We start from the raw sequence: 22,300 nt of genomic DNA on the forward strand, positions 1-22,300 counted from the left end.
GCCTGCAAGGGGAGGCGATGATGCCCACGGTACTCGTGATCGACGACGAGGATATGGTCCGCTCGGTTCTCCGCCAGTTTCTGGAGCGCCAGTCGATGACCGTCATCGAGGCGGAGGACGGCGAAGAGGGCTTGCGCCTGTTGCGTGCCAATGCGGTCGATCTGGTCATCTGCGATCTGATCATGCCGCGGGCGGACGGCATCGGCACGATCCTGAACATCCGCCGCTCGATGCCGGCCATGAAGATCATTGCCATTTCCGGTGGTGGACGCAGTCACGCCATGGAACTGCTGAAGGTCGCCGAGCAGATGGGGGCGGACCACGTCCTCAGCAAACCCTTCACCCGGGATCAACTGCTGACCGTGGTCTCCGCCTGCCTGCCCGGACACCCCATCGCCCGTTCCGCACGTCCCAGGTGACGGCGGCTCTGAGAGGATATGGTCATGCTTGGACTGTCGTTGGGGGAGAAACTCCGCAACTGGTTCGTCGAAGAGGAGCCTGCCGCAACCGCCCCCTCGTCGCGGAGCGAAACGGCGAACGACACGGATGTCGAGCGGATGAGAGCGCTGGAGCGGCGGCTGAAGGTTCTGCTGGCCCAGCCGCAACTGCTCTCCGCCGGCCGCATCCATATGCTGAACCTCGACACCTTGCGTGCGAGCCTCGGCCCCGCCTGGGATGAATTGCGCGACCGCGTTCACAGCTCTGCCGACCGCATCATCAACCGCCACATCGACGGCAAGGACGTCCAGTTCCGCAGTGGTGACGGCGAATACATCATCGTCTTCGCGACGCTGAGCCGGCAGGCCGCGTCGCTCGTCTGCGCCAAGATCGCCGAAGAACTGTACCGGCTTTTCCTGGGCGATCCCAAACTGGCCGAGATCACCGTCTCCACGGCCGTCGGCGCGGTGGATGGAAAGTTGCTGTTCGAACACGCCTCCGTCGCGGATCTCCTGTCGGCCGTCGAGCAGACGGTGGAGGCGAACGACCCGGAGGAGCAGGCTGCCGCTTCGACGGCCCCGCCCCCGCCGACCGCCGCGGCCGGTGCGGCGGAGCCGCGCAAGCTGAAGCTGTCACAGTTGGAGATGGCGCAGATCGGCACCATGTACCGCCCGCTGTGGGATGTCGGCCGGCAGGTGATCTCCACCTACATGTGCACGCCGGTCCGCCGCTTTCCCGATGGAACCTCGGTCGAAGGGATGCTGGCGCTGTCCGGGGTCAGCGAACCGCAGCAGTTGGCCAAGGTCGACATCGACACGCTGGCCGACACGGTGGAAATCCTGGACGAGCTGTTCCGCAACAAGTTCCGGCTGATGGTGTCGGTTCCCGTCTGTTTCGAGACGCTGGCGGCGCGCCGGACCCGGCAGGAGTATCTGGCGATCTGCCAATCGGTGCCGGATTACCTGCGCCCCTTTCTGATCTTCGAGTTCCTGCGCTTTCCCGCCGGCGTGCCCAGCGGCCGGATGAGCGAGCTGGTCAACGAGGTGCGGCCGTTCTGCCGCTGGACTTTCCTGCGCGTGGAATGCCGGCAGCAGAGCTTTGCAAGCCTGTCGGGAACCGGCCTGACCGGCCTCACCACCATGATCTCGTCCGACCGCGGCACCGAGGCCAGGATCATGGAGGACATGAACAGCTTCGTCGCGGCGGCGGAGCGGGCGAATTTGAAGACCTGCATCGTCGGCATCACCTCGACCAGCCTCGCGGTCGCGGCACGGGCGGCCGGGACCACGCTGATCGCCGGCGACCGGATCGGCCGCGCCGGGGAAATCCCCCAGCACATGCTGCGCTTCGGCTGGCAGGACCTGTTCCTGCGGGAGTCCGTGCGCTGACATGCGGCCGGCCACGCTGACGGCCGGCCCGACCGCAATCGTTCCGTGGTGATCTCTCAGGACAGGAGGTTCCACCATGCCGGGTGCCATCGGACGTTCGAACAGGTTCATCAAAACCCTTGCCACCGATGCCGCCGATCTCTGCGACGCTCCAAGGCTGCTCGCCTTCGATGACGATCCGCCGGCTTTCGTCCTCGGCTTCGTCTCGCCGGCGCTTCCCTTCGCGAATGTCGCGGAGGACCTGCGCTCGGTTCTTCCCCGGGAGAGCAGGCTGGTGCTGGTGTCGACGGCGGGAGAGCTGTGTTCGGGAGTGCCCGGCGGCCTCTACCATCCCGGAGACCGGCGGGACGGCATCGTCCTCCAGGCCTTCAGCAGCGACCTGTTCGCCGATGTCAGCATCCACAGCGTTCCCCTGCACAGCGAGGACATCCGCACCGGCAGCATACGCCTCTCCCATGAACAGCGCGTCGACGCGATCCGCCGGGAGTTGGAGGCCATCGAGCCGGCATTCCCGCTCGACTGTCACGACACGGTGGCGCTGCTGTTCATCGACGGGCTGTCCGCCAGCGAGAGCTGCCTGATGGAGGCGATCTATGCCTCCGGCCGTTTCCCGGTGCTGTTCGTCGGCGGTTCCGCCGGCGGCACTTTGGATTTCCTCAACACATGGGTTTATGACGGCAGCCGGGTGCTGGACAATCACGCGGTCATCGCCTTCCTGCGGATGGCTCCAGGCAAGCGCTACGGCGTCTTCAAATCGCAGAATTTCCGCAAGACCGGGCTGTCCTTCACCATCCTGGACTGTGATCCGATCCGGCGCACGGTGACGAGCGTCATCGATCCCGAAAACCTGGAGGTCACCGGCTTCATCGAGGCCCTGTGCCGGAGCCTCCAGTGCCGGCCCGACGAGCTTGAGCGCCTGCTGGTCTCCCACACCTTCGCCGTCGAGCTGGACAGCGGGCTTTTCGTGCGCTCGGTGGCGGGAATCAACCGGGCGAAGGGACGGGTCTCCTTTTTCTGCGACGTCAATGCCGGTGACGAGCTGTTTCTGGTCGAGGCCACCGATTTCATCGGGCAGACGAAAAGCGATTTCGCGGCTTTTCTCCGCGACAAGCCCGGACCGGTCGGAGGCATTCTCAATGACTGTGTCCTGCGGCGGATCAACAACGGGCCGAACCTGACGGGGATGACGGTTTTCGACGATCTTCCGGTGGCAGGCTTTTCAACCTTCGGCGAAATCCTGGGCATCAACGTCAACCAGACGCTTTCCGCGATTTTCTTCTTCACCGACGACGGCGAGGGAGATTCGGCGGGACATGGCGTATTCCGTGACGATTACGTTGCCCGCTTTCCGATCCACTACGGGCACTTCCAGAATTATTTCCATCGCGCCCGCAACACCCGGTTGCGCATGCTGAACCGGCTGCGGCAGCGCCTGATCCGCGATCTGGTCGGTCGCGGCGACGCCCCCGGCACGCTCTATGGACGCGTCAAGCAGATCGGCGCCTACACCGAGCAGATCGCCACCCAAGCCGCCGATCCGCTGGGTTCCGCGGTCGACGATCTGCTGGATGCCGTCCGGCAGGCGACGGAGGAGCGGGAAGCGGTGACCGAAGTGCTGAGCCTGCGGGAGGCGGAACTGCGCTTCGCCGAAGAGCGCCGCCGCGCGGCCGAAACCCGCGCGGAGCTGGAGGGTCAACTGCGGGAGGCCCAGAAGCTGGAGGCTCTGGGCTGTCTGGCGGGCGGTCTGGCGCATGAGATCAACAACATGCTGCAACCGATCGTCGGCTTGACCGAACTGGTCATGGAGGATGTGCCGCCGGATTGCCAGGCACAGAAGAATCTCTCCAGGGTGATCGAAGCCGCGCAGCGCGCCCAGCGGATCACCCAGCAGGTGCTGACCTTCAGCCATTCCGATCCGACTGCGACCGGTCCGCTGCAACTGGGATCCGCCTTGCGCAATGTGGCCGACATGGTCGACGTGCTGGTCCCCCGGAACGTCGAACTCGTCTGGCGGATCGCCACCACCCCTTTGATGGTCCGCGCCGACGAGACGCAGATGGCGCAGCTGCTGATAAACCTGATCCGCAACGCGGCCGATGCGATCGGGCAATCGAGGGGAGCGATCGAGATCGCGGCAGACGCGGTTCAGCTCGATGCGGCGACGGACGGGGCATGGCCGCACCCGGCCGGCCGCTATGCCGCCCTGACCGTCCGCGACACCGGGTGCGGAATGGATGCGGCGACGCTGGCCCGGATTTTCGATCCCTTCTTCACCACCAAGACGGTGGGACATGGCACAGGGTTGGGTCTCCCCGTGGTGCATGGCATCGTCGCCGGCTGGGGCGGCCACATCCTTGCGGACAGCGGCGTGGGGCAGGGGACCACGATACGCATCCTGTTGCCGATCATTCCGCCGGAACCGGCCGATCGGCGATCGTGAACCGGGAAGAGCGCCGCCTACAGCGCACTCTTGTGCCGGCCGGCTGCAGCCCCGGCGTCCGGCGCGTCCTCGTCCAGACTGTGCAGGACGGCACCGGCGGCCAGGCTCCGGGCATCCTCTCCTGGCGGTGCACCGGCGGGGCCGTTCACCGTCGCCTCGCCGGCGAAGCGGACCGTCACCTCGCGATGGGCGAAGCGGATGCCCTCGCGGCGGAACAGGGCGTGGAGTTCCTGGAACACCCGCTTGCGGACGTCCCACTGGTCGCCGGGGCGGGTCATGAACTTGACGCGGAGGATCATCGCCGAATCCTCCATCTGGATGACTCCCTGTGATTTCAGCGGCTGCAGGAACTTCGGCCCCAGTTCGGGATCCTCCAGCAGGGCTTGGCCAAGCTGCTTGATGTGCTTGCGGACCTTCTCGACATCGGTGTCGTAGGTGATGCGCAGCGGCAGCTTCATGATCACCCAGTCGCGCGAATAGTTGGTCAACTGGTGGATTTCGCCGAAGGGCACGGTGTGCAGGGGGCCGCGATGATGGCGAAGCTGCATCGACCGCACAGAAATCTTCTCCACCGTGCCGCGGATGGCTCCGATCTCGATGTACTCGCCCTTGCGGAAGGCGTCGTCGATCAGGAAGAAGGCGCCGGAGAAGATATCGCGGATCAGCGTCTGCGCGCCGAAACCGATGGCGATGCCGGCGATGCCCGCCCCGGCGAACAGCGGCGCGATGTTGACCCCGAGATCCATCAGCACGCTGACCAGCACCGCGCCGACGATCGACAGCAGGACGAAGTTGCGCACCAGCGGCAGCAGCGTCGCCAGCCGGCTGGCCGAGCCATGGCCGCTCCCCTCGTCGCCCGGAACGGTGCCGGGCACCGGCCCCTCCTCGGCGATCCGGCGGTCGATCCAGATGCGGATGCTCTGGTGGAGGACGTAGCCGATCAGGCAGATCGTCATGATGCTGATGAGGTGGTCGGCCGCATCGCCCTGCATGCGCGGGATGTTCCACACCGACAGGGTCACGGTCACCCCGGCGGCGGCGGCCAGGATGCCCGCCACCCGCCGGGCCAGCGCCTCGTAACTGTCGAGCGCAGAGACCGGCGGGGGAGAGGAGGGCAGGGCGCGCCGCGGGTGGAACAGCCGATGGGTGGCGTAGGTGACGGTGGCATAGACGGCGAAAATAGCCCCGGCGACCGCATAGGCGCCGAGCAGCAGCGGCAGTTCGGTCGGCCAGCCCAGGATCAGGCGGTTGACCAGCGCTGCCCACGCGCAGGCGAAATAGGCGACCACCACGGGAAACCACAAGCGCAGGCCCAGCCGTTCGAGCGGCGCGAGCGTTTCGGCGCCGCGCCCGGCAAGGAGGACGCTGTCGACCGTCCGCCGGTGGACATAGAGTGCGCCGACCGTCGCCAGCACGGTCAGCAGCCCGAACAGCGCAACCAGAACCGCATGGGGATCGGCGGGCATCCCCAGCGCCTCCAGCCAGATGGTGCCGGTCATCAGGGCGACGCCGACGGCACCGCTGGCGGTCAGGGCGCGCCGCAGCCGATCGACGCCGGGGGGCAGCACCAGCCGCCAGAACAGGCTGATGGCCCAGACCAGCAGATATCCAACTCCGACGAGGATGACGGTCTTCTCGGTCATCGGCGTCGGATCCGGGATCAGCGCGGTGGCGAGCCCGAATGCGATCAGGCTGGCGAGGACCATGCCGACCGCCGTCATCAGCGCACGGGCGACCAGACCCGGAAAGCGGGCCGCCAAGTCCGAACCACCCGGTTTCGGCCCGTCGCGGCGCGGCAGCAGGCGCCGCGCGACCGGCCGCTCATAGAAGACATGCTGCACCGCTTGACCCACGGCCAGCAGGGCGATGATCAGGCCGATGACCCGCAGGAAGTGGCCGGGATGGCCGGTCGGGCTCTGGGCCGTCAGGGTCGCCACGATGGCCGACGGAATGTCCGGCGTGGCGCGGAGCCGCTGGGCGAGCTTGCCGCGGAACCCGGCCATGCGGTCCTGTCCCTCGCTCAGCATCTTCATCATCATGTCGTCGGTCCCGCCCGGCGCGGCGGTGACGGCCGGCGCGGGAGAGGGGGCCGCCGGAGAGATCGCCTGGGCCGAAGCCCCGGCCGCCGTCAGGAGCATCATCAGAAACAGCAGCGCGCCGATCCTGAGCCGGACCGCCGAACCGAAGCGCGAGGTTAGGGCACGCGTGATGGGCAGGACTTTATGCATGGCGTGCCTTCGCGGTCCGTGACGGTCGACGCCATCACAATAGCGCAGGTCACGCAACCGGGGAGTCCGTGGGCAGCACGCGCACCAGGATTTCCGTCACGCAACGGTCGGCTTGACCTGTTGCCATAGCGTGGCGACGGCACAGGCGACGATCAGAATGCCGAAGGGGGCTGCGGGGGACACGTAGAGGTAATGATAGTCGCTGCGCAAGGCGGTGACGTTCAGGAAGGATACCAGCAGGATCCGCATGGCGAACGCCGCGGTTACCGCCAGGGAAACCACCAGGAGGCCGTCGATCGTGCGCCGGCGCAGAACCGACCACAGCGCGGTGAGCCCCAACCAGATCAGCGAACAGGACACCAGCCAAGGGCCGATCGTCCGATAGATGCTGCTGACGATGTCGTTGATCGGATTGCCGCCGATGTGATCCGCCGGCGATTGCGGACTGGTGGATTGGTCGACATGCAGAGCGATGCCCCCGTCAGCTCCGGTTGTGGAGCCCGGCTGTGCCGACAGCGGAAGCCTCGCAACGCTTGCTCCCTGGATGACCGTGAGTGCGGCGGAGGCGGGACCGACCGCCCGGAATCGCAGGGCTGCCGCTTCGGGAATGCCGAAGTGCTTGAGCACATCCCCAGCCGGTTGCAGGTCGAGTTTGACCGGCGAGGATTCCTGGTCGGCTCCGATGCTTAGGGGCCCTGTGGGGGAATAGGCCCAGCCACTGACGACGCGGATGTCCCCCGGCGCTGAACCGCCATCCAGCGGGGTCGGTGGACTGTGGATGATGGCGGCGAACCGGCGCATGGTTGCGTCGTCACCGATGCTCGGCCGCGCACCGACCGGGCCCGATCGGAATCCGGCGGCCTTCAGGTAGAAATCGTAGGCGCTGGCCAGGGTCTCGGCGATCTGGCCGGGATGACCGGGCGGCATGAAGCTTGCCCGGGCCGGCAGGCAAGGGATGATGCCCCGGTCACAGGCCGCGTTGATCTCGGCTGCGAGGCGCCGGTAATAGGCATCCGCTTTCCCGGCATTTCCGTACCCGCCGATATCCGCGACCGCGTCCCGCAAAACCCACATGAACCCCGTGGTGTCGTAGGACCCGAAGCCGGATGACATGTACGCCAGCCCCTTCGGCCCTTCGAGGAACGGCTGCAATTCCGCCGCCGCCGCGCTGGCGGAGTAGGCGGCCTGTCTGGCATCGGCCGGGAAAGCCAGATAGCGCTTCCATGGCGTTTGGTACTGAATGCGGCTGATCGCGCCATAGGCTGCAACAAACGGACCCTGACGGAAGTCGTTGTCCCTGAATACGCCGTAGTGGCTGAGGTTGAGCATGCAAACCGTGAGGATCACTCCTCCCGCGACTGCCGCCGGGGCGACGACAGGGACCGCCAGAGCGGTCAGGCCGCGCCTGGAGAATAGCAGGCCGGCCTTCCGCAGAGCGCGCCAGCGTACGACGAGCCAGCAGAGCACGAGCAAGCCGACCGCCGGGTACAGCCAGGGCGTTTCCTCCCGCGTCAGCCAATAGCCTGCCGCCGCAACGCCAAGGCCGAGCAGGGCAGGCAGCCGTCTGCGGAGTGGCTGGTCGGCATCCGCCACATAGGCCAATGCGGCGCAGGATACCACCAGCAGCGAGAGTGAAATGTAGATGTCCTCGCGGATGACGCGGGAAAGGTCTGCTCCCCAGAAGATCGGCACAAGCACGAGGGCGACGAAGGTGCCTGTGGCGATGCTCCTGTTTCCGGACACGCCCCGGACGGCAAGAGCCGAAACCGCGCAGGCCAGCAAGTACAGAAGGTGTTCCGCCAGCCGAAGAGGCAGTCCGAGCCAGGATGACGCACAGAGGAAGGCTGGATAGCCGATGCCTTTCGCGAGCGTCAGGTTATCGTATGGTCCGAGCCAGTCGCCGCGGCAGAGGGACTCCGCGAGCCGGATAAACAGCAGATCGTCATATCCGCCGGCGATCGCCTGGACCGGGACAACCAGCCGCAATCCGACGCTGAGAGCGACAGCCAAAACTATGATAGCGATGTGCATGATAACCTTATCGAAGCTGGCCTAGGTGTGCACTGGCACCGAGCCGCTTTCTATTCCATTTGGTACATCAACCTCCAGTATCAAATCACCCGGCACAAAGGCATGACGGCGCGTTCTATTGTCGCGCTTTGCCGACAAATCGGTCCCGTATCATACTGTGCGCCCGCCGACCGCAGCCTCTCAGCTTATAAGAAGCCAGCCCTTTGTGATTGCATGAAAGTTGCACTTCAGAATAGAACCTACCGCTTACACACAAAAAAACGCATAATGAGTATTATGGAAATGATAACCCCTTATGCGACATCGCATGACGGGCGGCTCCGCCCATCAGCACTCCGGCAGATTGACCGCCAGTCCGCCCAGGCTGGTTTCCTTGAACTTGCTGCTCATTTCCTCGCCGGTCTGCCGCATCGCCTGGATGCAGTTGTCCAGCGGCATGAAATGCTGCCCGTCGCCACGCAGCGCCAGGGATGCCGCCGCCACCGCCTTGGTGGCGCCGATAGCGTTGCGCTCGATGCACGGCACCTGCACCAACCCGGCAACCGGATCGCAGGTCATGCCGAGGTGATGCTCCAGCGCGATCTCCGCCGCATTTTCCACCTGCTCCGGCGTTCCGCCCAGAACGGCGCAAAGACCGGCGGCGGCCATGGCGGCGGCGGATCCCACCTCGCCCTGGCAACCGGCCTCGGCTCCGGAGATCGAGGCGTTGTGCTTGATCAGGCCGCCGATCGCCGCGGCGGTCAGCAGGAAATCGGCGACCTTGGCCGGTTCGGCGCCGGCACAATGGTCGAGGTAATAGCGGATCACCGCCGGCACGACGCCGGCAGCCCCGTTTGTCGGCGCCGTCACCACCTTGCCGCCGGCCGCATTCTCCTCGTTCACCGCCATCGCGTAGACGCTCAGCCAGTCGTAGGCGACATGCGGCTGGCTTGAATTGACGCCGCGCTCCCGCAGCAACTGCTGGTGGATGGCCTTTGCCCGCCGCTTCACCTTCAGGCTACCGGGCAGTTGGCCGTCCAGGCTCAATCCGCGTTCGATACAGCCGTTCATCGCCGCCCAGATGCGGTTGAGGCGATCGTCCAACTCCGGCCCGGAGTGATGCACCAGTTCGTTGGCGCGCTTCATGGCGGCGATCGACAGGCCGCTTTCCCTGGCCATGCGCAGCATGGTTGAGGCGCGCTCGAAGGGATAGGGCCAGTCGGCGCTCCCCCCGCGGGACGCGGTCGGGGCCGCTTCCCGCTCGGCCGCAGTGACGACGAAGCCGCCACCGATGGAATAGAAGGTTTCGGACAGCAGAACCGTCCCCTGCCCGTCCAGCGCCTCGAAGACCAGCCCGTTGGCGTGGCCCGGCAGCGCCGGCCCGAAATCGAACACCACGTCGGCCTCGGGATCGAACGCCAAGGCCGGCAGGGCCGGAGGTGTCAGCGTCCGCCCGGTCCGAAGCTCGGCGATGCGGCGGTCGGCCTCGTCGACGTCCAGATTGTCCGGCCGGTAGCCGAGCAGGCCGAGCACCACCGCCCGGTCCGTCGCATGGCCCTTGCCGGTGAAGGCGAGTGAGCCGTGCAGCCGGACCCGGACGGCGACAGGCGCCGCCCCGCTCCACTCCCGCAGCATGTCGAGGAACCGCACCGCAGCGGTCATCGGCCCCATCGTATGCGACGAGGATGGGCCGATGCCGATCTTGAACACATCGAATACGCTGAGGAACATGGCCCGGCCTGTCAGTCAGGTCGTCTATGGGAAAGGCGGCCGGCGAGCGGCCGCCTCCGGTGCAACGGCGGCGTCAGGCGCCCGACGCCTAAGGCGTCGTCAGCTATAGATCGGGAAGCGCTCGCACAGTTCCCGAACCACGCCATGCACCCGCTTCTCGACCTCGGCGTTGCCGTCCGGGCCGGCTTCGGCCAGGGCGTCGACGACGGTCAGGATCAGTTCGCCGATGCGGGCGAACTCCTCCTCGCCGAAGCCGCGGGTGGTGCCCGCCGCGGTGCCGAGCCGGATGCCGGAGGTCACCGCCGGCTTTTCCGGGTCGAACGGGATGGCGTTCTTGTTGCAGGTCAGCCCGGCACGCTCCAGCGCGCGCTCGGCGTCGCGGCCCTTGACGCCCTTCGGCCGCAGATCGACCAGCACCATGTGGCAGTCGGTGCCGCCGGAGACGATATCGAGCCCGCCCTTCACCAGCGTGTCGGACAGCACCCTGGCATTGGCCACCACCTGCCCGGCATAGGCCTTGAACTCCGGGGTCAGCGCCTCGCCGAAGGCGACCGCCTTGGCGGCGATGACATGCATCAGCGGGCCGCCCTGGTTGCCCGGGAACACCGCCGAATTGAACTTCTTCGCCAGCGCCTCGTCGTTGGTCAGGATCATGCCGCCGCGAGGGCCCCTCAGGGTCTTGTGCGTGGTGGTGGTCACCACATGGGCATGCGGCAGCGGGTCCGGATAATGGCCGGTGGCGACCAGCCCGGCGTAATGGGCCATGTCCACCATCAGATAGGCGCCGATCTCGTCGGCGATGCGGCGGAACTCGGCGAAGTCGATCACCCGCGGATAGGCCGACGCGCCGGCGACGATCAGCTTCGGCTTGGTCTCCAGCGCCTTGGCCCGCAGTGCTTCGTAATCGATCCGCTGATCGGTCTCGCGCACCTCATAGCTGACGATGTCGAACCACTTGCCCGACATCGTCACGGGCGAACCATGGGTCAGGTGGCCGCCATGGGCCAGCGACATGCCCATCACCCGGTCGCCCGGCTGCAGCAGCGCCAGGAACACGGCCTGATTGGCCTGGGCGCCCGAATGCGGCTGGACATTGACGAAGCCGGCGCCGAACAGCCTCTTGGCGCGGTCGATGGCGATGGTCTCCACCTCGTCCACGAACTGGCAGCCGCCGTAATAGCGGCGGCCCGGATAGCCTTCGGCATATTTGTTGGTGAGGATCGACCCCTGCGCGGCCAGCACGTCCGCCGAGACGATGTTTTCCGAGGCGATCAGCTCGATCTCGTACTTCTGGCGGTTCAGTTCGCGATCGATGGCCGCCGCGATCGCGGTATCGGTGAGATCGGGCTTCGGCAGTGACTGATGACGGTTCATGTGCGTTTCTCCCGATCAGATGCCGAGCGCGATTTCGCGGCTGACGGCTTGCAGCAGTCCCCAGACATGGTCGGCGAAGGAGCGCCAGACCTCGATCCGGAAGCGGTTCTTGTCCTCGCGGATCAGGACGATCTGCGCCTTGTCGAAGATGGTGCGGCAGCCGCTGCCGACCGGCATCGCCTCGACGTCGAAGGCGATGGCCGCGCGCAGGGCGAGCGCCGCCGCCTCTCCTTCCACCAGGATGCCGACCTCGCGATGGCCGATGTCGACCAGGCTGTGCGGCTCCTGAAGGGCGGCGAAGGCCTCGGCGATGGCGTCGCTCTCGGCGACCGGCGCCAGCAGCACCCACTCGTCGGGGCCGAGCTGGAGCGCGGTCCGTCCGCCATTCTCCACCATCCCGCCGATGCGGGTGGGAAGCGGCGTGCCGAAGGCGGCCCCGGCCGACTGCGCGGATGCCGGATCGATGCGCAGGCTGAAGCGGGCGACGTCCTCGGCCGCGCGGATGGTCAGTCTGCTGGTTCTGTCGCCGGCGATCGTCTTGCCCAGCAACGGGTGATTGGCCAGAAGCACGGTAGGCCTCCTATGCGCTGAGACGCTTGTTCTCGGGATCGACGAACACCATGCCGGTGATGGTCGCCGAATGGACCTTGTCCGGCATCGGCACATGCACGGTCTGGCCCTGCAGGGACCGGCCGCCCTGGATCACCGCCAGGGCGATGGACCGCCCCAGCTCGGCGCTCCAGTAGGACGAGGTCACGTGGCCGACCATCTCCATCGGCACCGGCTGGTTGGGGTCGAGGACGATCTGCGCCCCCTCCTCCAGCACGGTCTTCGGATCGGCGGTCAGCAGGCCGACAAGCTGCTTGCGGTCCTTCGCCAGCATGTCCGGCCGCGACAGCGATCGCTTGCCGACGAAGTCCGGCTTGGTCTTGCCGACCGCCCAGGACAGGCCGGCATCGTCCGGCGTCAGAGTGCCGTCCGTGTCCTGCCCGACGATGATATAGCCCTTCTCGGCGCGCAGGACGTGCATCGTCTCGGTGCCGTAGGGGGTGATGCCGAAGCGCTGCCCGGCCTCGAACAGCCTCTCCCACACCGCGCGGCCATAGCGGGCCGGCACGTTGATCTCGAAGCCGAGTTCGCCGGTGAAGGAGACGCGGAACAGCCGCGTCGGCACGCCGCAAATCTTGCCGGTCGCCACCGCCATGTGCGGGAAGGCGCCTTCCGACAGGTCGATGCCCTCGACGAACGGCTCGATCAGCTTGCGGGCGTTCGGACCTTGCAGCGCGATCACCGACCACTGCTCTGTGGTCGAGGTCAGCCAGACCTTCAGGTCCGGCCACTCGGTCTGCCGGTAATCCTCCATCATGTTCAGCACGCGCGCCGCACCGCCGGTGGTGGTGGTGACGTGGAAGCGGTCATGGGCCAGACGCCCGATCACGCCGTCGTCGCGGATGAAGCCGTCCTCGCCCAGCAGCAGGCCGTAGCGGCAGCGTCCGGGCGCCAGCTTGGTCCAGGCATTGGTGTACATGCGGTTCATGAACTCGGCGGCATCGGGACCGACGATCTCGATCTTGCCGAGGGTGGAGGCGTCGAAGATGCCGAGCGACGAGCGCACCGCCTTGCATTCGCGCGCCACCGCCGCATGCATGTCCTCGCCAACCTGCGGGAAGTACCAGGCGCGGCGCCACAGCGACACCGGCTCGAACACCGCGCCGTTCTCCTCGGCCCAGCCGTCGATCGGCGTCTTGCGCGTCACCTCGAACAGCGCGCCCTTGTTGTAGCCGGCGAAGGTGCCGAAGCTGGTCGGCGTGTAGGGCGGACGGAAGGTGGTGAGGCCCACCGCCGGGATCGGCCGCTTCAGTGCATCGGACGCGACCGCCAGACCGTTGATGTTGGACGTCTTGCCCTGGTCCGTCGCCATGCCGGTGGTGGTGTAGCGCTTGATGTGCTCGATCGACTTGAAGCCTTCGCGCACAGCCAGCCGGATGTCCTTGGCCATCACGTCGTTCTGGAAATCGACGAAGGCCTTGGCATGGCCCGGATCGCGGTCGGTCGGCAGCTCGCGGCCGGTCACCCCGGTGAAGGACAGCTCGCCCTCGACATGGTAGGTCGCCGGCTCAACGCCGAACCCGGCATCCGACGCGGCGGCGGCACCGGCGGCGGCGCCATCCTCGAAGGCGGACTTCAGCCCGAAACGGCCCTTGCCGGCGCCGGCCAGACGGCACTCCTCCTTGCCGCGGCCGGGCAGGAACATCTGGCCGTCCTCGTTCCAGGTCAGCGAACCCTGGGTGTGCGAGAACAGATGGACGCTGGGGGTCCAGCCGCCGGACATCAGCAGGGCGTCGCAGGCGATGGTCTCCGCCCCGCCGACCTTGCCGTCGCCGGTGACGGGATTGACCCGCACCGACGAGACGCGCAGCCGGCCCTTGGTCCCGGTGACGGTCCAGCCGATCAGCGTCCTGATGCGCAGCGCGTCGGCGGCGGCAACCAGCTGGGTCGGCACGGTCCCGCGGACATCGACGATGGCCGCGACCTCGACCCCCGCCTTGGCCAGGTCGAAGGCGGCATGCCAGGCGCTGTCATGGGTGGTGACGACGACGACCCGGTTGCCGACCTTGACGCCATAGCGGTTCAGGTAGGTGCGCGCGGCACCGGCCAGCATCACGCCTGGCCGGTCGTTGCCGGCGAACACCAGCGGCTTTTCGATGGCGCCTTGGGCCAGCACGACCTGCTTGGCCCGCACCTTCCACATCCGTTCGCGCGGCGCGCCTTCCGGCACGATGGCGAGATGGTCGGTCAGCCGCTGGCACAGGCCGACGAAATTCTGGTGGTAATAGCCGATGGCAGTGGTGCGCGGCAGCACGGTGACGTTCGGCATCGCCGCCAGCGCCGCGTTGGTGTCCTCCAGCCAATCCCAGGCCAGTTGACCGTTGATCTCGGCGGCCGGCTCCGACAGCAGCGAGCCGCCAAGCTCCGACTGCTCGTCGCACAGGATGACCGAGGCGCCGCTGCGCCCGGCTTCCAGCGCGGCGGCCAGACCGGCGGCGCCGCCACCGACGACCAGCACGTCGCAATGGGCGAAACGGCTGGCATAGGTGTCGGGATCGGGGGCGGTCGGCGCCTTGCCCAGGCCGGCGGCGCTGCGGATGAACGGCTCGTAGACCTTGTCCCAGAAGCTCTTCGGCCACATGAAGGTCTTGTAGTAGAAGCCGGCCGAGAACAGCATGTAGAGCGCGTCGTTCACCGCGCCGATGTCGCGGGTCAGCGACGGCCAGCGGTTCTGGCTTTCGGCCTTCAGCCCTTCGAAGACCTCCAGCACGGTCGCCCGCGTGTTCGGCTCGAACCGGCCGTTGCCGCGGTCGGTCCCGACCAGCGCGTTCGGCTCCTCCGACCCGGCGGTCAGGAAGCCGCGCGGCCGGTGGTACTTGAAGGACCGCCCGACGAGATGGACGCCGTTGGCCAGAAGCGCGGACGCCAGGGTATCGCCCTCGCAGCCGGGATAGTCGACGCCGTCGAAGGTGAAGCGGACCTGACGGTTGCGGTTGACCCTGCCCTTGCCTGCAATGCGGAAATTGCTCATGGACGTGCTTCCTTGACGCTGGAGGCGGCCAGCGCGATCTCCTCGTCGCTCGGACGCGGAGCCCCCGCCTTGTAGGTCATGGCGAATTTGTCGGTCACGGTGTCGCGCACCGCGTTGAAGAAGCGGCCGCAGCCGTGCATGTGGCGCCAGCGTTCGAAATGCCGGCCGCGCGGGTTGGTGCGGATGAACAGGAAGTCGCGCCATTCGTCGTCGGACAGGGCGGACGGGTCCGCCGGTCGCGCGATGTGCGCCTCGCCGGCATAGGTGAACTCCAGCTCCGGGCGCTCGGCTTCGCAATATGGGCAGCGGATGAGCAGCATGGTCGTTTCCTCAATGCGCGACGGCGGCGGCGGCGGCCTCGTCGATCAGCCGGCCGGTCTTGAAGCGTTCCAGCGTGAAGGGCGCGTTGATCGGGTGCGGCTCGTCACGGGCGATGGTGTGGGCGAAGACGTTCGCCGACCCCGGCGTCGCCTTGAAGCCGCCGGTTCCCCAGCCGCAGTTGACGTACAGACCCGGAACCGGCGTCTTGCCGATGATCGGCGAGCGATCGGGCGTCACGTCGACGATGCCGCCCCATTTGCGCAGCATGCGCATGCGGTTGAAGATCGGGAACACCTCGCAGATCGCGGCGACGGTGTGCTCGATCAGCGGCAGACCGCCGCGCTGGCTGTAGGAGGTGTACTGGTCGGTGCCCGACCCGATCACCAGCTCGCCCTTGTCGGACTGGCTGATATAGGCATGCACGGTGTTGGACATCACCACGCAGGGGAAGGCCGGCTTGACCGGCTCCGACACCAGCGCCTGCAGCGGATAGCTTTCCAGCGGCAGCCGGACGCCGGCGGTGTCCATCACCACAGAGGTATTGCCGGCGGCCGACACCGCGACCTTCTTGGCCTTGATGAAGCCGCGCGCTGTCTCCACGCCGGTGACTCGGCCGGAAGCGTCGCGGCGGATCGCGGTCACCGGGCAGTTCTGGATGATGTCGACCCCGCGCGCCGACGCTCCCCGCGCATAGCCCCAGGCGACCGCATCGTGGCGGGCGGTGCCGCCGCGCCGCTGCAGCGCCGCGCCCATCACCGGATAGCGGGCGTTGGCGGCGATGTTCAGCGGCGGGCAGTATTCCTTGGCCTGCTCCGGCGTCAGCCACTCGTTGTCGATGCCGTTGAGGCGGTTGGAGTGGATGTGGCGCTTGAAGCTCTGGATGTCATGGACCGTGTGCGCCAGCATCATCACGCCGCGCTGCGAGAACATGACGTTGTAGTTCAGCTCCTGGCTCAGCCCTTCCCACAGCTTCATCGCATGCTCGTAGAGCCGGGCGCTCTCGTCGTACAGGTAATTGGAGCGGATGATGGTGGTGTTGCGGCCGGTGTTGCCGCCGCCGAGCCAGCCCTTCTCCACCACCGCGACATTGGTGATGCCGTGTTCCTTGGCGAGGTAATAGGCCGCACCCAGACCATGCCCGCCCGCGCCGACGATCACGACGTCATATTCGGATTTCGGCTCCGCGTCGGGCCATTGAGGCTGCCAGTTCTTGTTGCCGGTCAGCGCGTTCGTCAATAGCGAGGAGAATGAGAAGCGGGTCATGGCAGCACCGCGAAGTTCAACGAGCTGACAGTATCGGGAACCGATCCTTTGTTGGACAGAACGGATGCGTCAGTTTAATGTCACCCATGCGACGCTGCGTCCGCCGGAGGTCACATGACGAACAGCATCAGGGCAGGCAGCATCGGGACGAACGCCTCCAGGACCGGCCGGTTTCCGGACCGCCCGGCGGCCCCGCGCCTGTCCGTCGGTTTCATCCTCGCCCACCGCTTCACGCTGTGCGCCTTCGCGAATTTCGTCGACGTGCTGAGGCTCGCCGCCGACGAGGGCGACCGCAGCCGGCCGATCCTGTGCGAGTGGGCCGTGCTGTCGGACCAGATGCGGCCGGTGGCGTCCAGCTGCGGCATGCTGGTCCAACCGACGGAGCGGCTGGGCGACCCGGCCAAGTTCGACTACATCGTCGTGGTCGGCGGACTGATCGACGAGATTTCCAACCTCAGCCCCGACTACATCCGCTATCTGCGCCAGGCGGCGGCAGCGAAGATCCCGCTGGTCGGCGTCTGCACCGGCGCCTTCATTTTGCAGCGGGCCGGGCTGATGGACGGCTACCGCTGCTGCATCAGCTGGTTCCATCACGCCGATTTCCTGGAGCAGTTCGACGGCATCACGCCGGTGTCCGACCAGATCTTCATCGTCGACCGCGACCGGCTGACCTGCTCGGGCGGGACCAGCTCGGCCCATCTCGCCGCCTATCTGGTCGAAAAGCATGTCGGCCGCGCCCAGGCGCGCAAAAGCCTGCACATCATGATCATCGACGACGCGCTGCGCGGGGAAAAGCCGCAGCCCGGCATCCCGCTCGACTTCTCCACCAATGACGAGGTGGTGCGGAAGGCGCTGCTGCTGATGCAGCAGAACATCGACGTGCCCTTGTCGGTGGCGGAGATGGCGCGCCGGCTGGGGGCTGCCCGGCGCCAGATGGAGCGGCATTTCCAGAACGCGCTGGGCATGACGCCGACCGAGGCCTACCGGATCATGCGGCTGGAGCATGCGGAGTTCCTGCTGCGCAACACCGAACAGTCGGTGACGGAGATCGCCGCCGCCGTCGGATTTTGCGATTCCTCGCACTTCGTCCGCGCCTTCAAGGAACGCCGCGGCATGACCCCGTCCGTCTTCCGCAAGGGCTGAGGCTCTCCCCTCCGGCCAAGCCATACGGCCGTTTCATGCAATGCCGGTGACGCATCCGTACAATCGGCGGGTGGATCCCTTTGCCATGCTGGGATCGACGAAACGCTCGTGAGCGCAGAACATCTGAGCGCAGAACATCCGCCACGACCCCGACCCTCACTGCGGCAAGAACCGCGTTCCGGATTTGCCGGACAGACAAGGATGGGCCAAATGCTTGACGACAGCGACACCATGCAACTGCACTGGCGTGAAGCCGGCATTCCCGAAGAGCTGTGCCGGGAACTCGCCCTCGCGTCGACGCCGATGCGCCTGCACGCCCATCCACCGGTGCGGACCGTCGCCGACGCCGAGGAACACTGGCGCAGCGTTCCCGGCGTGCACACCAAGAACCTGCTTCTGAAGGATGCCAAGGGCGTTCTGTGGCTGGTCGTGCTGCCGCACGATCAGTCGGTGAACATGAAGGAACTGGCGCCGGTCATCGGCTCGGCCAAGCTGTCCTTCGCCTCCCCGGTCACGCTGGAGCAGGTGCTGTCGATCGAGCCGGGCGGCGTCAGCCCGCTGGCCCTGGTGGCGGACAAGGAGCGCCGCGTCCGTCTGGTGCTGGAACGCCGCGTTCTCGCCGGCGACACCGTCAATTTCCACCCGATGACGAACCGCGCGACGCTGTCGATGCATCCCAACGACCTGTCGGCTTTCCTCGCCCGGCTCGGATACGAACCAACGCTCGTCGATCTCGCCTGAGCCCTCCGGCTTCAGCCCGGAAGCTTGGCGGCGGCCCCCGCGTCCCCGCCGCACTCGGCTTCGCATCCCAAGGCGACGACGGCATCGTCGAACTTTTCTTCGAAGCGTTCGATGCGGCCGTCCTTCACACGCAAATGGTGGTGGGTCACCGTCTCGATCCGCTTGCCGGTCTTGCGGTAGGTGGCGCCGACCAGATTCCTCACCCGGACGTCGTCGCCTTCGACCGTGAAGTCCAACATGTCGTGACGATCGATGCTCCAGTCCCGGATCAGCCCGTCGAAATAGCGGCGGACTCCCGCCTCTCCCCGGAAGGTCCCGGAAATGGGAGCGAAGACGGGCGACACCCGGTTGGAAACCCATTCCACATCGGGCGAGAGGTAATCGAACACCGCCTGGACCTCGCCGGAGCTATAACGCTCGTAAAGGGTCCGCAGCCACGCCAGATCCGGTTGCGCCATGATGTCCTCCCTGCCCTGCCCTGCCCGGCGCCCTATGGCGCCGTGTCAGGAGACCGGGAGCGGATCCTACGCCACCTTTTCTCCCGGACAAGCACGGCAGTCGGCGTGCCCCGAAGGATGCCCGCGCCCGTCCGTCCGTACACAACCGACGACCTGACGGCGACGGCCGGACGGTTGCTCCGGAACCCCGAAATTCCGCGCCGGTTTTTCAAAACCCTGTCGTTTTGAGTAGGCCGCCGGCTCTTTGGTATGGGTTTCCGCAAGCTTGATCCATGTCAAATCGTGCACATCTGCAGGGGTGCAGATTTCGGCTTCCAAGTGGATTGCCTCATCGCCCCCGTCACTCTGTGAAGCCACTCCGTGACAGTTCTGTGGAGACGACCATGTCGTCATCGCATGGCTTTTCGAACAACGAAGCGCTCTACGCGGAGCTCTTGAAGTTTGCTGTCGCAGCACTTGCAACCGGTTCGCATAGCGATCACGCTCTCCTGCTGCTGCACGAACGCTACCGGGAATCCGAAGACGGGGAAACCGCCCGGCGGAAATGGCTGCTGCGCTCGCTCATCAGCACCCCCGCCCAAACGCCGCTCGGCGTCGCCGTCAAGCTGACCGTGGCCTGTCGCCTCGACGGACACCTGGATGCGGCCCAGGAAGCGGCCGAAGGTCCCATCGGCAGCCACATCATCGTTTCAGCCCTGATCGACTCGCTGGCGCAGGCCGAACTGCTCCCCCAGCTGCACCCGGCAAACCCGAGCGAGCCGAGACATTAGGTACATGCGAGAAAGGCGTCCCATGCGGCCCGAATGCCAATCCTGCCCGGTTCGACGCGACGGGCTATGCGCAAGCGCCTCCGACGCGCAGCTCCAGGCGCTCGGCACCATCAAGCACCCGCTCTGGCATGTGCCTGCGGGCGGCTGCGTCTTCGCCGAAGGGGATGGCAGCGAGATGGTGTTCATCATTCGCCGCGGCTGGGCGGCGGTGTCCGTCTTCCACGAGAACGGGCGCCGCCAGGTGCTTCGCTTCGCCATGCCCGGAAGCATGGTCGGGTTCGAGACGACCGCCGACGGCTGCATGCCCTGCACGGTGGAGGCGCTGACCGATCTCATCGCCTGCCCGATCCCGCGCCAGTCGTTGATGCGGTTCTGCCAGACCGCACCGGAACTGACGTTGCGGATGTGGTCGCTTCTGGCGGCGGAGACGATTTCGGATTGGCGTCTGCTGGGCGGGCTCGGCACCTGCACCGCGACCGAGCGGATCGCCCGCCTGCTCGTCGCGCTGTGCCAACGCCAGAACCGGGAGACCGGCGCCTGTGTGGATGACGCCCGTGTGGATGACGCCCGTGTGGATGAGTTCGCGCTCCCGATCAGCCAGACGGTGATCGCCGACGCGACCGGCCTGACTTCGGTTCATGTCTGCCGGACCTTGAAGGAGATGCGGGCTGCCGGACTGCTGTCGTTCACCAAGGGGCGACTGCGCGTCATGGACTGGCCGCGCTTGGCCGATCTGGCGGAGATGACCGAGACGCCGGCGCCCTCCTCCGCGGTCCTCCCGTCTCCGACACTGCAGCCGGACCGCTGGCGCGAGGGCGTCTGGCGCAACGCCTCCACCCAGATTCAATGACACCCAATTCCGATAACCGTCATCTGCCGGACGGGCGCGACCATGCCTCAATGCACCATCAGCACCGGTATGGTGGCGAGCCCCACCACATGGGACGTGGTGCTTCCCAACGTCCACTGCCGCAAGCGGGTGCGGCCATGCCCGCCCATGACGAGCAGATCGGCCCCGAATTGGGCCGCCATGGCGAGCAGGACGCCGCCGGTCTCCCGCAGGCTCGCCGGCAGATGTTCGGCCTTGGCCTCGACCCCCTGCATCAGCAGATAGTCCTGCAACCGTTCCGTATCGGCGTGAATGTCGTCCCCCAACCCGAACGTTCCGATGAGAACCTCCTGCGCATGGCGCAGCAGGGGAAGCGCCGCCACCATGGCCCTGGTTGCCTGCGGGCTCCCGTTCCACGCGATCATGATTCTCGACCCGATGGGCCGCATGGCCGAGAAGGGAGTCAGGATCACCGGGCGGGCCGTTCCGAACAGGGCGGCATCGAACATCGACCGCCAGACGCTGTCGGTCACGCCATCATGCTTGGGCTTGGCGAACAGGATGAGGTCGGCGAAGCGGCCTTCCATCGCGATCGTCTTCTCGGCCGGTCCTTCGACCTCGCGCCAGACCATCTCCGGAACCCGGCCGGCCGCCGCGGCTTCATCCCGGGAGTGGCCGGCTTGGCGGAGATGCCCTCGCATCCGCTCATGTGCCGCCTCGCAATCCCGCGCGATCTTCGCCTGGACCTCCCGCAGCGCGTTTTCCAGCATTGTGCCGGCAAAGCCCTTTCCAAGCACCAGGATCAGGTTTTCCGGACTGGGGCGCGCGTAAAGCACCTCGACACGGGAACCGAAGATGCGGCCGATGAAGGTTGCGGCGTCGAGCGCGGCATCCATGCTGCCGGCCGCGTTGGACAGCGGAACAAGGATCTTGCGGTACATGGTCCATCCCTCCGGCTGACGGGACCGTGGCGTTCCCGACGGTCCCAAAGCCAGGATCGGACGTTCTCATCGGCCCGGCATTAATCCCGGTTAAGGCCCCACGCGCCGCCGCCTGCCATTGTGTCCGGACACCAATGATGGAGGGCACCATGCACCCTACCCTGTCCGGCTGGCGGCTCTTCGCCCGGATCGTCGCGGCCGCGGGCATTGCTGCGCTGTGCTCGCCGGCCTTGGCGCAATCGCGCTCCGAAAAGACCATGGAAAAGGCCGACGAGCCGATCGGCCAATCCTCCTACTTCGCCAACTGCGCGGTGTGTCACGGCCGCTCCGGTCATGGCGACGGTCCCTATGCCGACTACCTCACCAGGAAACCGTCGAACCTGACCACCATCCGCGAGCGCAACAAGGGCGTCTTCCCGCTTGAATATCTCTACGGGATGATCGACGGTCGCGAGGGGATCGGGGCGCATGGCCCGCGGGAGATGCCGGTCTGGGGGTCGGCGTTCAGGGCCGAATCGGTGCAGGACTTCTGGCCCTGGGGGTCGGAACAGGTCGTTCGCGGGAAGATCCTGGAGCTGGTCTATTACATCCAAACCATACAGGACAAATGACGGATTCGCCTTGCCGGTGCGGGTCCCGCGCCGG

Annotated in this window: 18 protein-coding genes; 8 read left to right on the forward strand and 10 right to left on the reverse strand. The window is 66.6% G+C overall.

Annotation, left to right across the window (positions count from 1 at the left end):
- Window positions 1-35 precede the first annotated feature (35 nt).
- The 3 genes from M5E06_RS27545 to M5E06_RS27555 all read left to right on the forward strand — a co-directional run bounded on the left by M5E06_RS27545 (window position 36) and on the right by M5E06_RS27555 (window position 4,266).
- Window positions 36-419, forward strand: coding sequence for a response regulator (locus tag M5E06_RS27545; protein ID WP_252140972.1), 384 nt, complete (start codon window positions 36-38; stop codon window positions 417-419).
- Window positions 420-443: 24 nt separating this feature from the next.
- On the forward strand, window positions 444-1,826 hold the full coding sequence (locus M5E06_RS27550) for a hypothetical protein (RefSeq protein WP_252140973.1): 1,383 nt from the start codon (window positions 444-446) through the stop codon (window positions 1,824-1,826).
- A 76-nt stretch (window positions 1,827-1,902) separates the two neighbouring features.
- Entirely contained in the window at window positions 1,903-4,266 is a 2,364-nt protein-coding gene (locus M5E06_RS27555; RefSeq protein WP_252140974.1) for an FIST N-terminal domain-containing protein, read from the forward strand.
- Window positions 4,267-4,283: 17 nt separating this feature from the next.
- Here M5E06_RS27555 and M5E06_RS27560 read toward each other — a convergent pair whose 3' ends face one another.
- The 8 genes from M5E06_RS27560 to M5E06_RS27595 all read right to left on the reverse strand — a co-directional run bounded on the left by M5E06_RS27560 (window position 4,284) and on the right by M5E06_RS27595 (window position 16,773).
- Window positions 4,284-6,494, reverse strand: a complete 2,211-nt coding sequence (locus M5E06_RS27560) for a mechanosensitive ion channel domain-containing protein (protein ID WP_252140975.1) — start codon at window positions 6,492-6,494, stop codon at window positions 4,284-4,286.
- 96 nt (window positions 6,495-6,590) lie between these two features.
- Window positions 6,591-8,525 (reverse strand): hypothetical protein, encoded by a 1,935-nt coding sequence (locus tag M5E06_RS27565; RefSeq protein WP_252140976.1) that lies wholly within the window; start codon window positions 8,523-8,525, stop codon window positions 6,591-6,593.
- Between the two features lie 327 nt (window positions 8,526-8,852).
- Complete coding sequence (locus tag M5E06_RS27570) at window positions 8,853-10,235, reverse strand: L-serine ammonia-lyase (protein WP_252140977.1); 1,383 nt, start codon at window positions 10,233-10,235, stop codon at window positions 8,853-8,855.
- Between the two features lie 99 nt (window positions 10,236-10,334).
- Window positions 10,335-11,609 carry a serine hydroxymethyltransferase gene (glyA, locus tag M5E06_RS27575; protein ID WP_252140978.1) on the reverse strand — a complete coding sequence of 425 codons (1,275 nt, stop codon included), beginning with the start codon at window positions 11,607-11,609 and terminating at the stop codon, window positions 10,335-10,337.
- 15 nt (window positions 11,610-11,624) lie between these two features.
- Window positions 11,625-12,179, reverse strand: coding sequence for a sarcosine oxidase subunit gamma (locus tag M5E06_RS27580; RefSeq protein ID WP_252140979.1), 555 nt, complete (start codon window positions 12,177-12,179; stop codon window positions 11,625-11,627).
- Between the two features lie 10 nt (window positions 12,180-12,189).
- Window positions 12,190-15,189, reverse strand: coding sequence for a sarcosine oxidase subunit alpha (locus M5E06_RS27585; RefSeq protein WP_252140980.1), 3,000 nt, complete (start codon window positions 15,187-15,189; stop codon window positions 12,190-12,192).
- Window positions 15,186-15,509, reverse strand: coding sequence for a sarcosine oxidase subunit delta (locus M5E06_RS27590; RefSeq protein WP_085082214.1), 324 nt, complete (start codon window positions 15,507-15,509; stop codon window positions 15,186-15,188). Before M5E06_RS27590 ends, M5E06_RS27585 begins: the two co-directional genes overlap by 4 nt.
- Before the next feature lie 10 nt (window positions 15,510-15,519).
- A complete protein-coding gene (locus M5E06_RS27595; RefSeq protein ID WP_136701921.1) occupies window positions 15,520-16,773 on the reverse strand; it encodes a sarcosine oxidase subunit beta family protein in 1,254 nt (417 codons plus the stop codon).
- Between the two features lie 114 nt (window positions 16,774-16,887).
- Between M5E06_RS27595 and M5E06_RS27600 the strand changes: the two genes are divergently transcribed.
- Together M5E06_RS27600 and M5E06_RS27605 are read left to right on the forward strand one after the other, a co-directional pair.
- Window positions 16,888-17,916 carry a GlxA family transcriptional regulator gene (locus M5E06_RS27600; RefSeq protein WP_252140981.1) on the forward strand — a complete coding sequence of 343 codons (1,029 nt, stop codon included), beginning with the start codon at window positions 16,888-16,890 and terminating at the stop codon, window positions 17,914-17,916.
- Window positions 17,917-18,126: 210 nt separating this feature from the next.
- A complete protein-coding gene (locus tag M5E06_RS27605; protein WP_109157580.1) occupies window positions 18,127-18,657 on the forward strand; it encodes a YbaK/EbsC family protein in 531 nt (176 codons plus the stop codon).
- A gap of 11 nt (window positions 18,658-18,668) precedes the next feature.
- On the opposite strand, the gene M5E06_RS27610 is transcribed toward M5E06_RS27605, so the two are convergent.
- Complete coding sequence (locus M5E06_RS27610; RefSeq protein WP_252140982.1) at window positions 18,669-19,115, reverse strand: nuclear transport factor 2 family protein; 447 nt, start codon at window positions 19,113-19,115, stop codon at window positions 18,669-18,671.
- Window positions 19,116-19,498: 383 nt separating this feature from the next.
- On the opposite strand from M5E06_RS27610, the gene M5E06_RS27615 reads away from it, so the two are divergent.
- Window positions 19,499-19,885: a hypothetical protein gene (locus M5E06_RS27615; RefSeq protein ID WP_252140983.1), complete on the forward strand. Its 387-nt coding sequence runs from the start codon at window positions 19,499-19,501 to the stop codon at window positions 19,883-19,885.
- A 22-nt stretch (window positions 19,886-19,907) separates the two neighbouring features.
- Window positions 19,908-20,735 carry a Crp/Fnr family transcriptional regulator gene (locus tag M5E06_RS27620; RefSeq protein WP_252140984.1) on the forward strand — a complete coding sequence of 276 codons (828 nt, stop codon included), beginning with the start codon at window positions 19,908-19,910 and terminating at the stop codon, window positions 20,733-20,735.
- 47 nt (window positions 20,736-20,782) lie between these two features.
- On the opposite strand, the gene M5E06_RS27625 is transcribed toward M5E06_RS27620, so the two are convergent.
- Window positions 20,783-21,655, reverse strand: a complete 873-nt coding sequence (locus M5E06_RS27625) for a universal stress protein (protein WP_252140985.1) — start codon at window positions 21,653-21,655, stop codon at window positions 20,783-20,785.
- A 149-nt stretch (window positions 21,656-21,804) separates the two neighbouring features.
- Between M5E06_RS27625 and M5E06_RS27630 the strand changes: the two genes are divergently transcribed.
- Window positions 21,805-22,266: a c-type cytochrome gene (locus tag M5E06_RS27630; protein WP_252140986.1), complete on the forward strand. Its 462-nt coding sequence runs from the start codon at window positions 21,805-21,807 to the stop codon at window positions 22,264-22,266.
- Window positions 22,267-22,300: the final 34 nt, after the last annotated feature.

The sequence above is a fragment of the Azospirillum sp. A1-3 genome, from assembly GCF_023806445.1.
Lineage (GTDB): Bacteria > Pseudomonadota > Alphaproteobacteria > Azospirillales > Azospirillaceae > Azospirillum.

What these genes read in the sequence shown, in the direction of transcription:
- M5E06_RS27550 (WP_252140973.1), top strand. Translation starts at nt 444, where the DNA reads ATGCTTGGACTGTCGTTGGGGGAGAAACTCCGCAACTGGTTCGTCGAA.
- M5E06_RS27555 (WP_252140974.1), top strand. Translation starts at nt 1,903, where the DNA reads ATGCCGGGTGCCATCGGACGTTCGAACAGGTTCATCAAAACCCTTGCC.
- M5E06_RS27560 (WP_252140975.1), bottom strand. Translation starts at nt 6,494, where the DNA reads ATGCATAAAGTCCTGCCCATCACGCGTGCCCTAACCTCGCGCTTCGGT.
- M5E06_RS27565 (WP_252140976.1), bottom strand. Translation starts at nt 8,525, where the DNA reads ATGCACATCGCTATCATAGTTTTGGCTGTCGCTCTCAGCGTCGGATTG.
- M5E06_RS27570 (WP_252140977.1), bottom strand. Translation starts at nt 10,235, where the DNA reads ATGTTCCTCAGCGTATTCGATGTGTTCAAGATCGGCATCGGCCCATCC.
- glyA (WP_252140978.1), bottom strand. Translation starts at nt 11,609, where the DNA reads ATGAACCGTCATCAGTCACTGCCGAAGCCCGATCTCACCGATACCGCG.
- M5E06_RS27585 (WP_252140980.1), bottom strand. Translation starts at nt 15,189, where the DNA reads ATGAGCAATTTCCGCATTGCAGGCAAGGGCAGGGTCAACCGCAACCGT.
- M5E06_RS27590 (WP_085082214.1), bottom strand. Translation starts at nt 15,509, where the DNA reads ATGCTGCTCATCCGCTGCCCATATTGCGAAGCCGAGCGCCCGGAGCTG.
- M5E06_RS27595 (WP_136701921.1), bottom strand. Translation starts at nt 16,773, where the DNA reads ATGACCCGCTTCTCATTCTCCTCGCTATTGACGAACGCGCTGACCGGC.
- M5E06_RS27600 (WP_252140981.1), top strand. Translation starts at nt 16,888, where the DNA reads ATGACGAACAGCATCAGGGCAGGCAGCATCGGGACGAACGCCTCCAGG.
- M5E06_RS27605 (WP_109157580.1), top strand. Translation starts at nt 18,127, where the DNA reads ATGCTTGACGACAGCGACACCATGCAACTGCACTGGCGTGAAGCCGGC.
- M5E06_RS27610 (WP_252140982.1), bottom strand. Translation starts at nt 19,115, where the DNA reads ATGGCGCAACCGGATCTGGCGTGGCTGCGGACCCTTTACGAGCGTTAT.
- M5E06_RS27615 (WP_252140983.1), top strand. Translation starts at nt 19,499, where the DNA reads ATGTCGTCATCGCATGGCTTTTCGAACAACGAAGCGCTCTACGCGGAG.
- M5E06_RS27620 (WP_252140984.1), top strand. Translation starts at nt 19,908, where the DNA reads ATGCGGCCCGAATGCCAATCCTGCCCGGTTCGACGCGACGGGCTATGC.
- M5E06_RS27625 (WP_252140985.1), bottom strand. Translation starts at nt 21,655, where the DNA reads ATGTACCGCAAGATCCTTGTTCCGCTGTCCAACGCGGCCGGCAGCATG.
- M5E06_RS27630 (WP_252140986.1), top strand. Translation starts at nt 21,805, where the DNA reads ATGCACCCTACCCTGTCCGGCTGGCGGCTCTTCGCCCGGATCGTCGCG.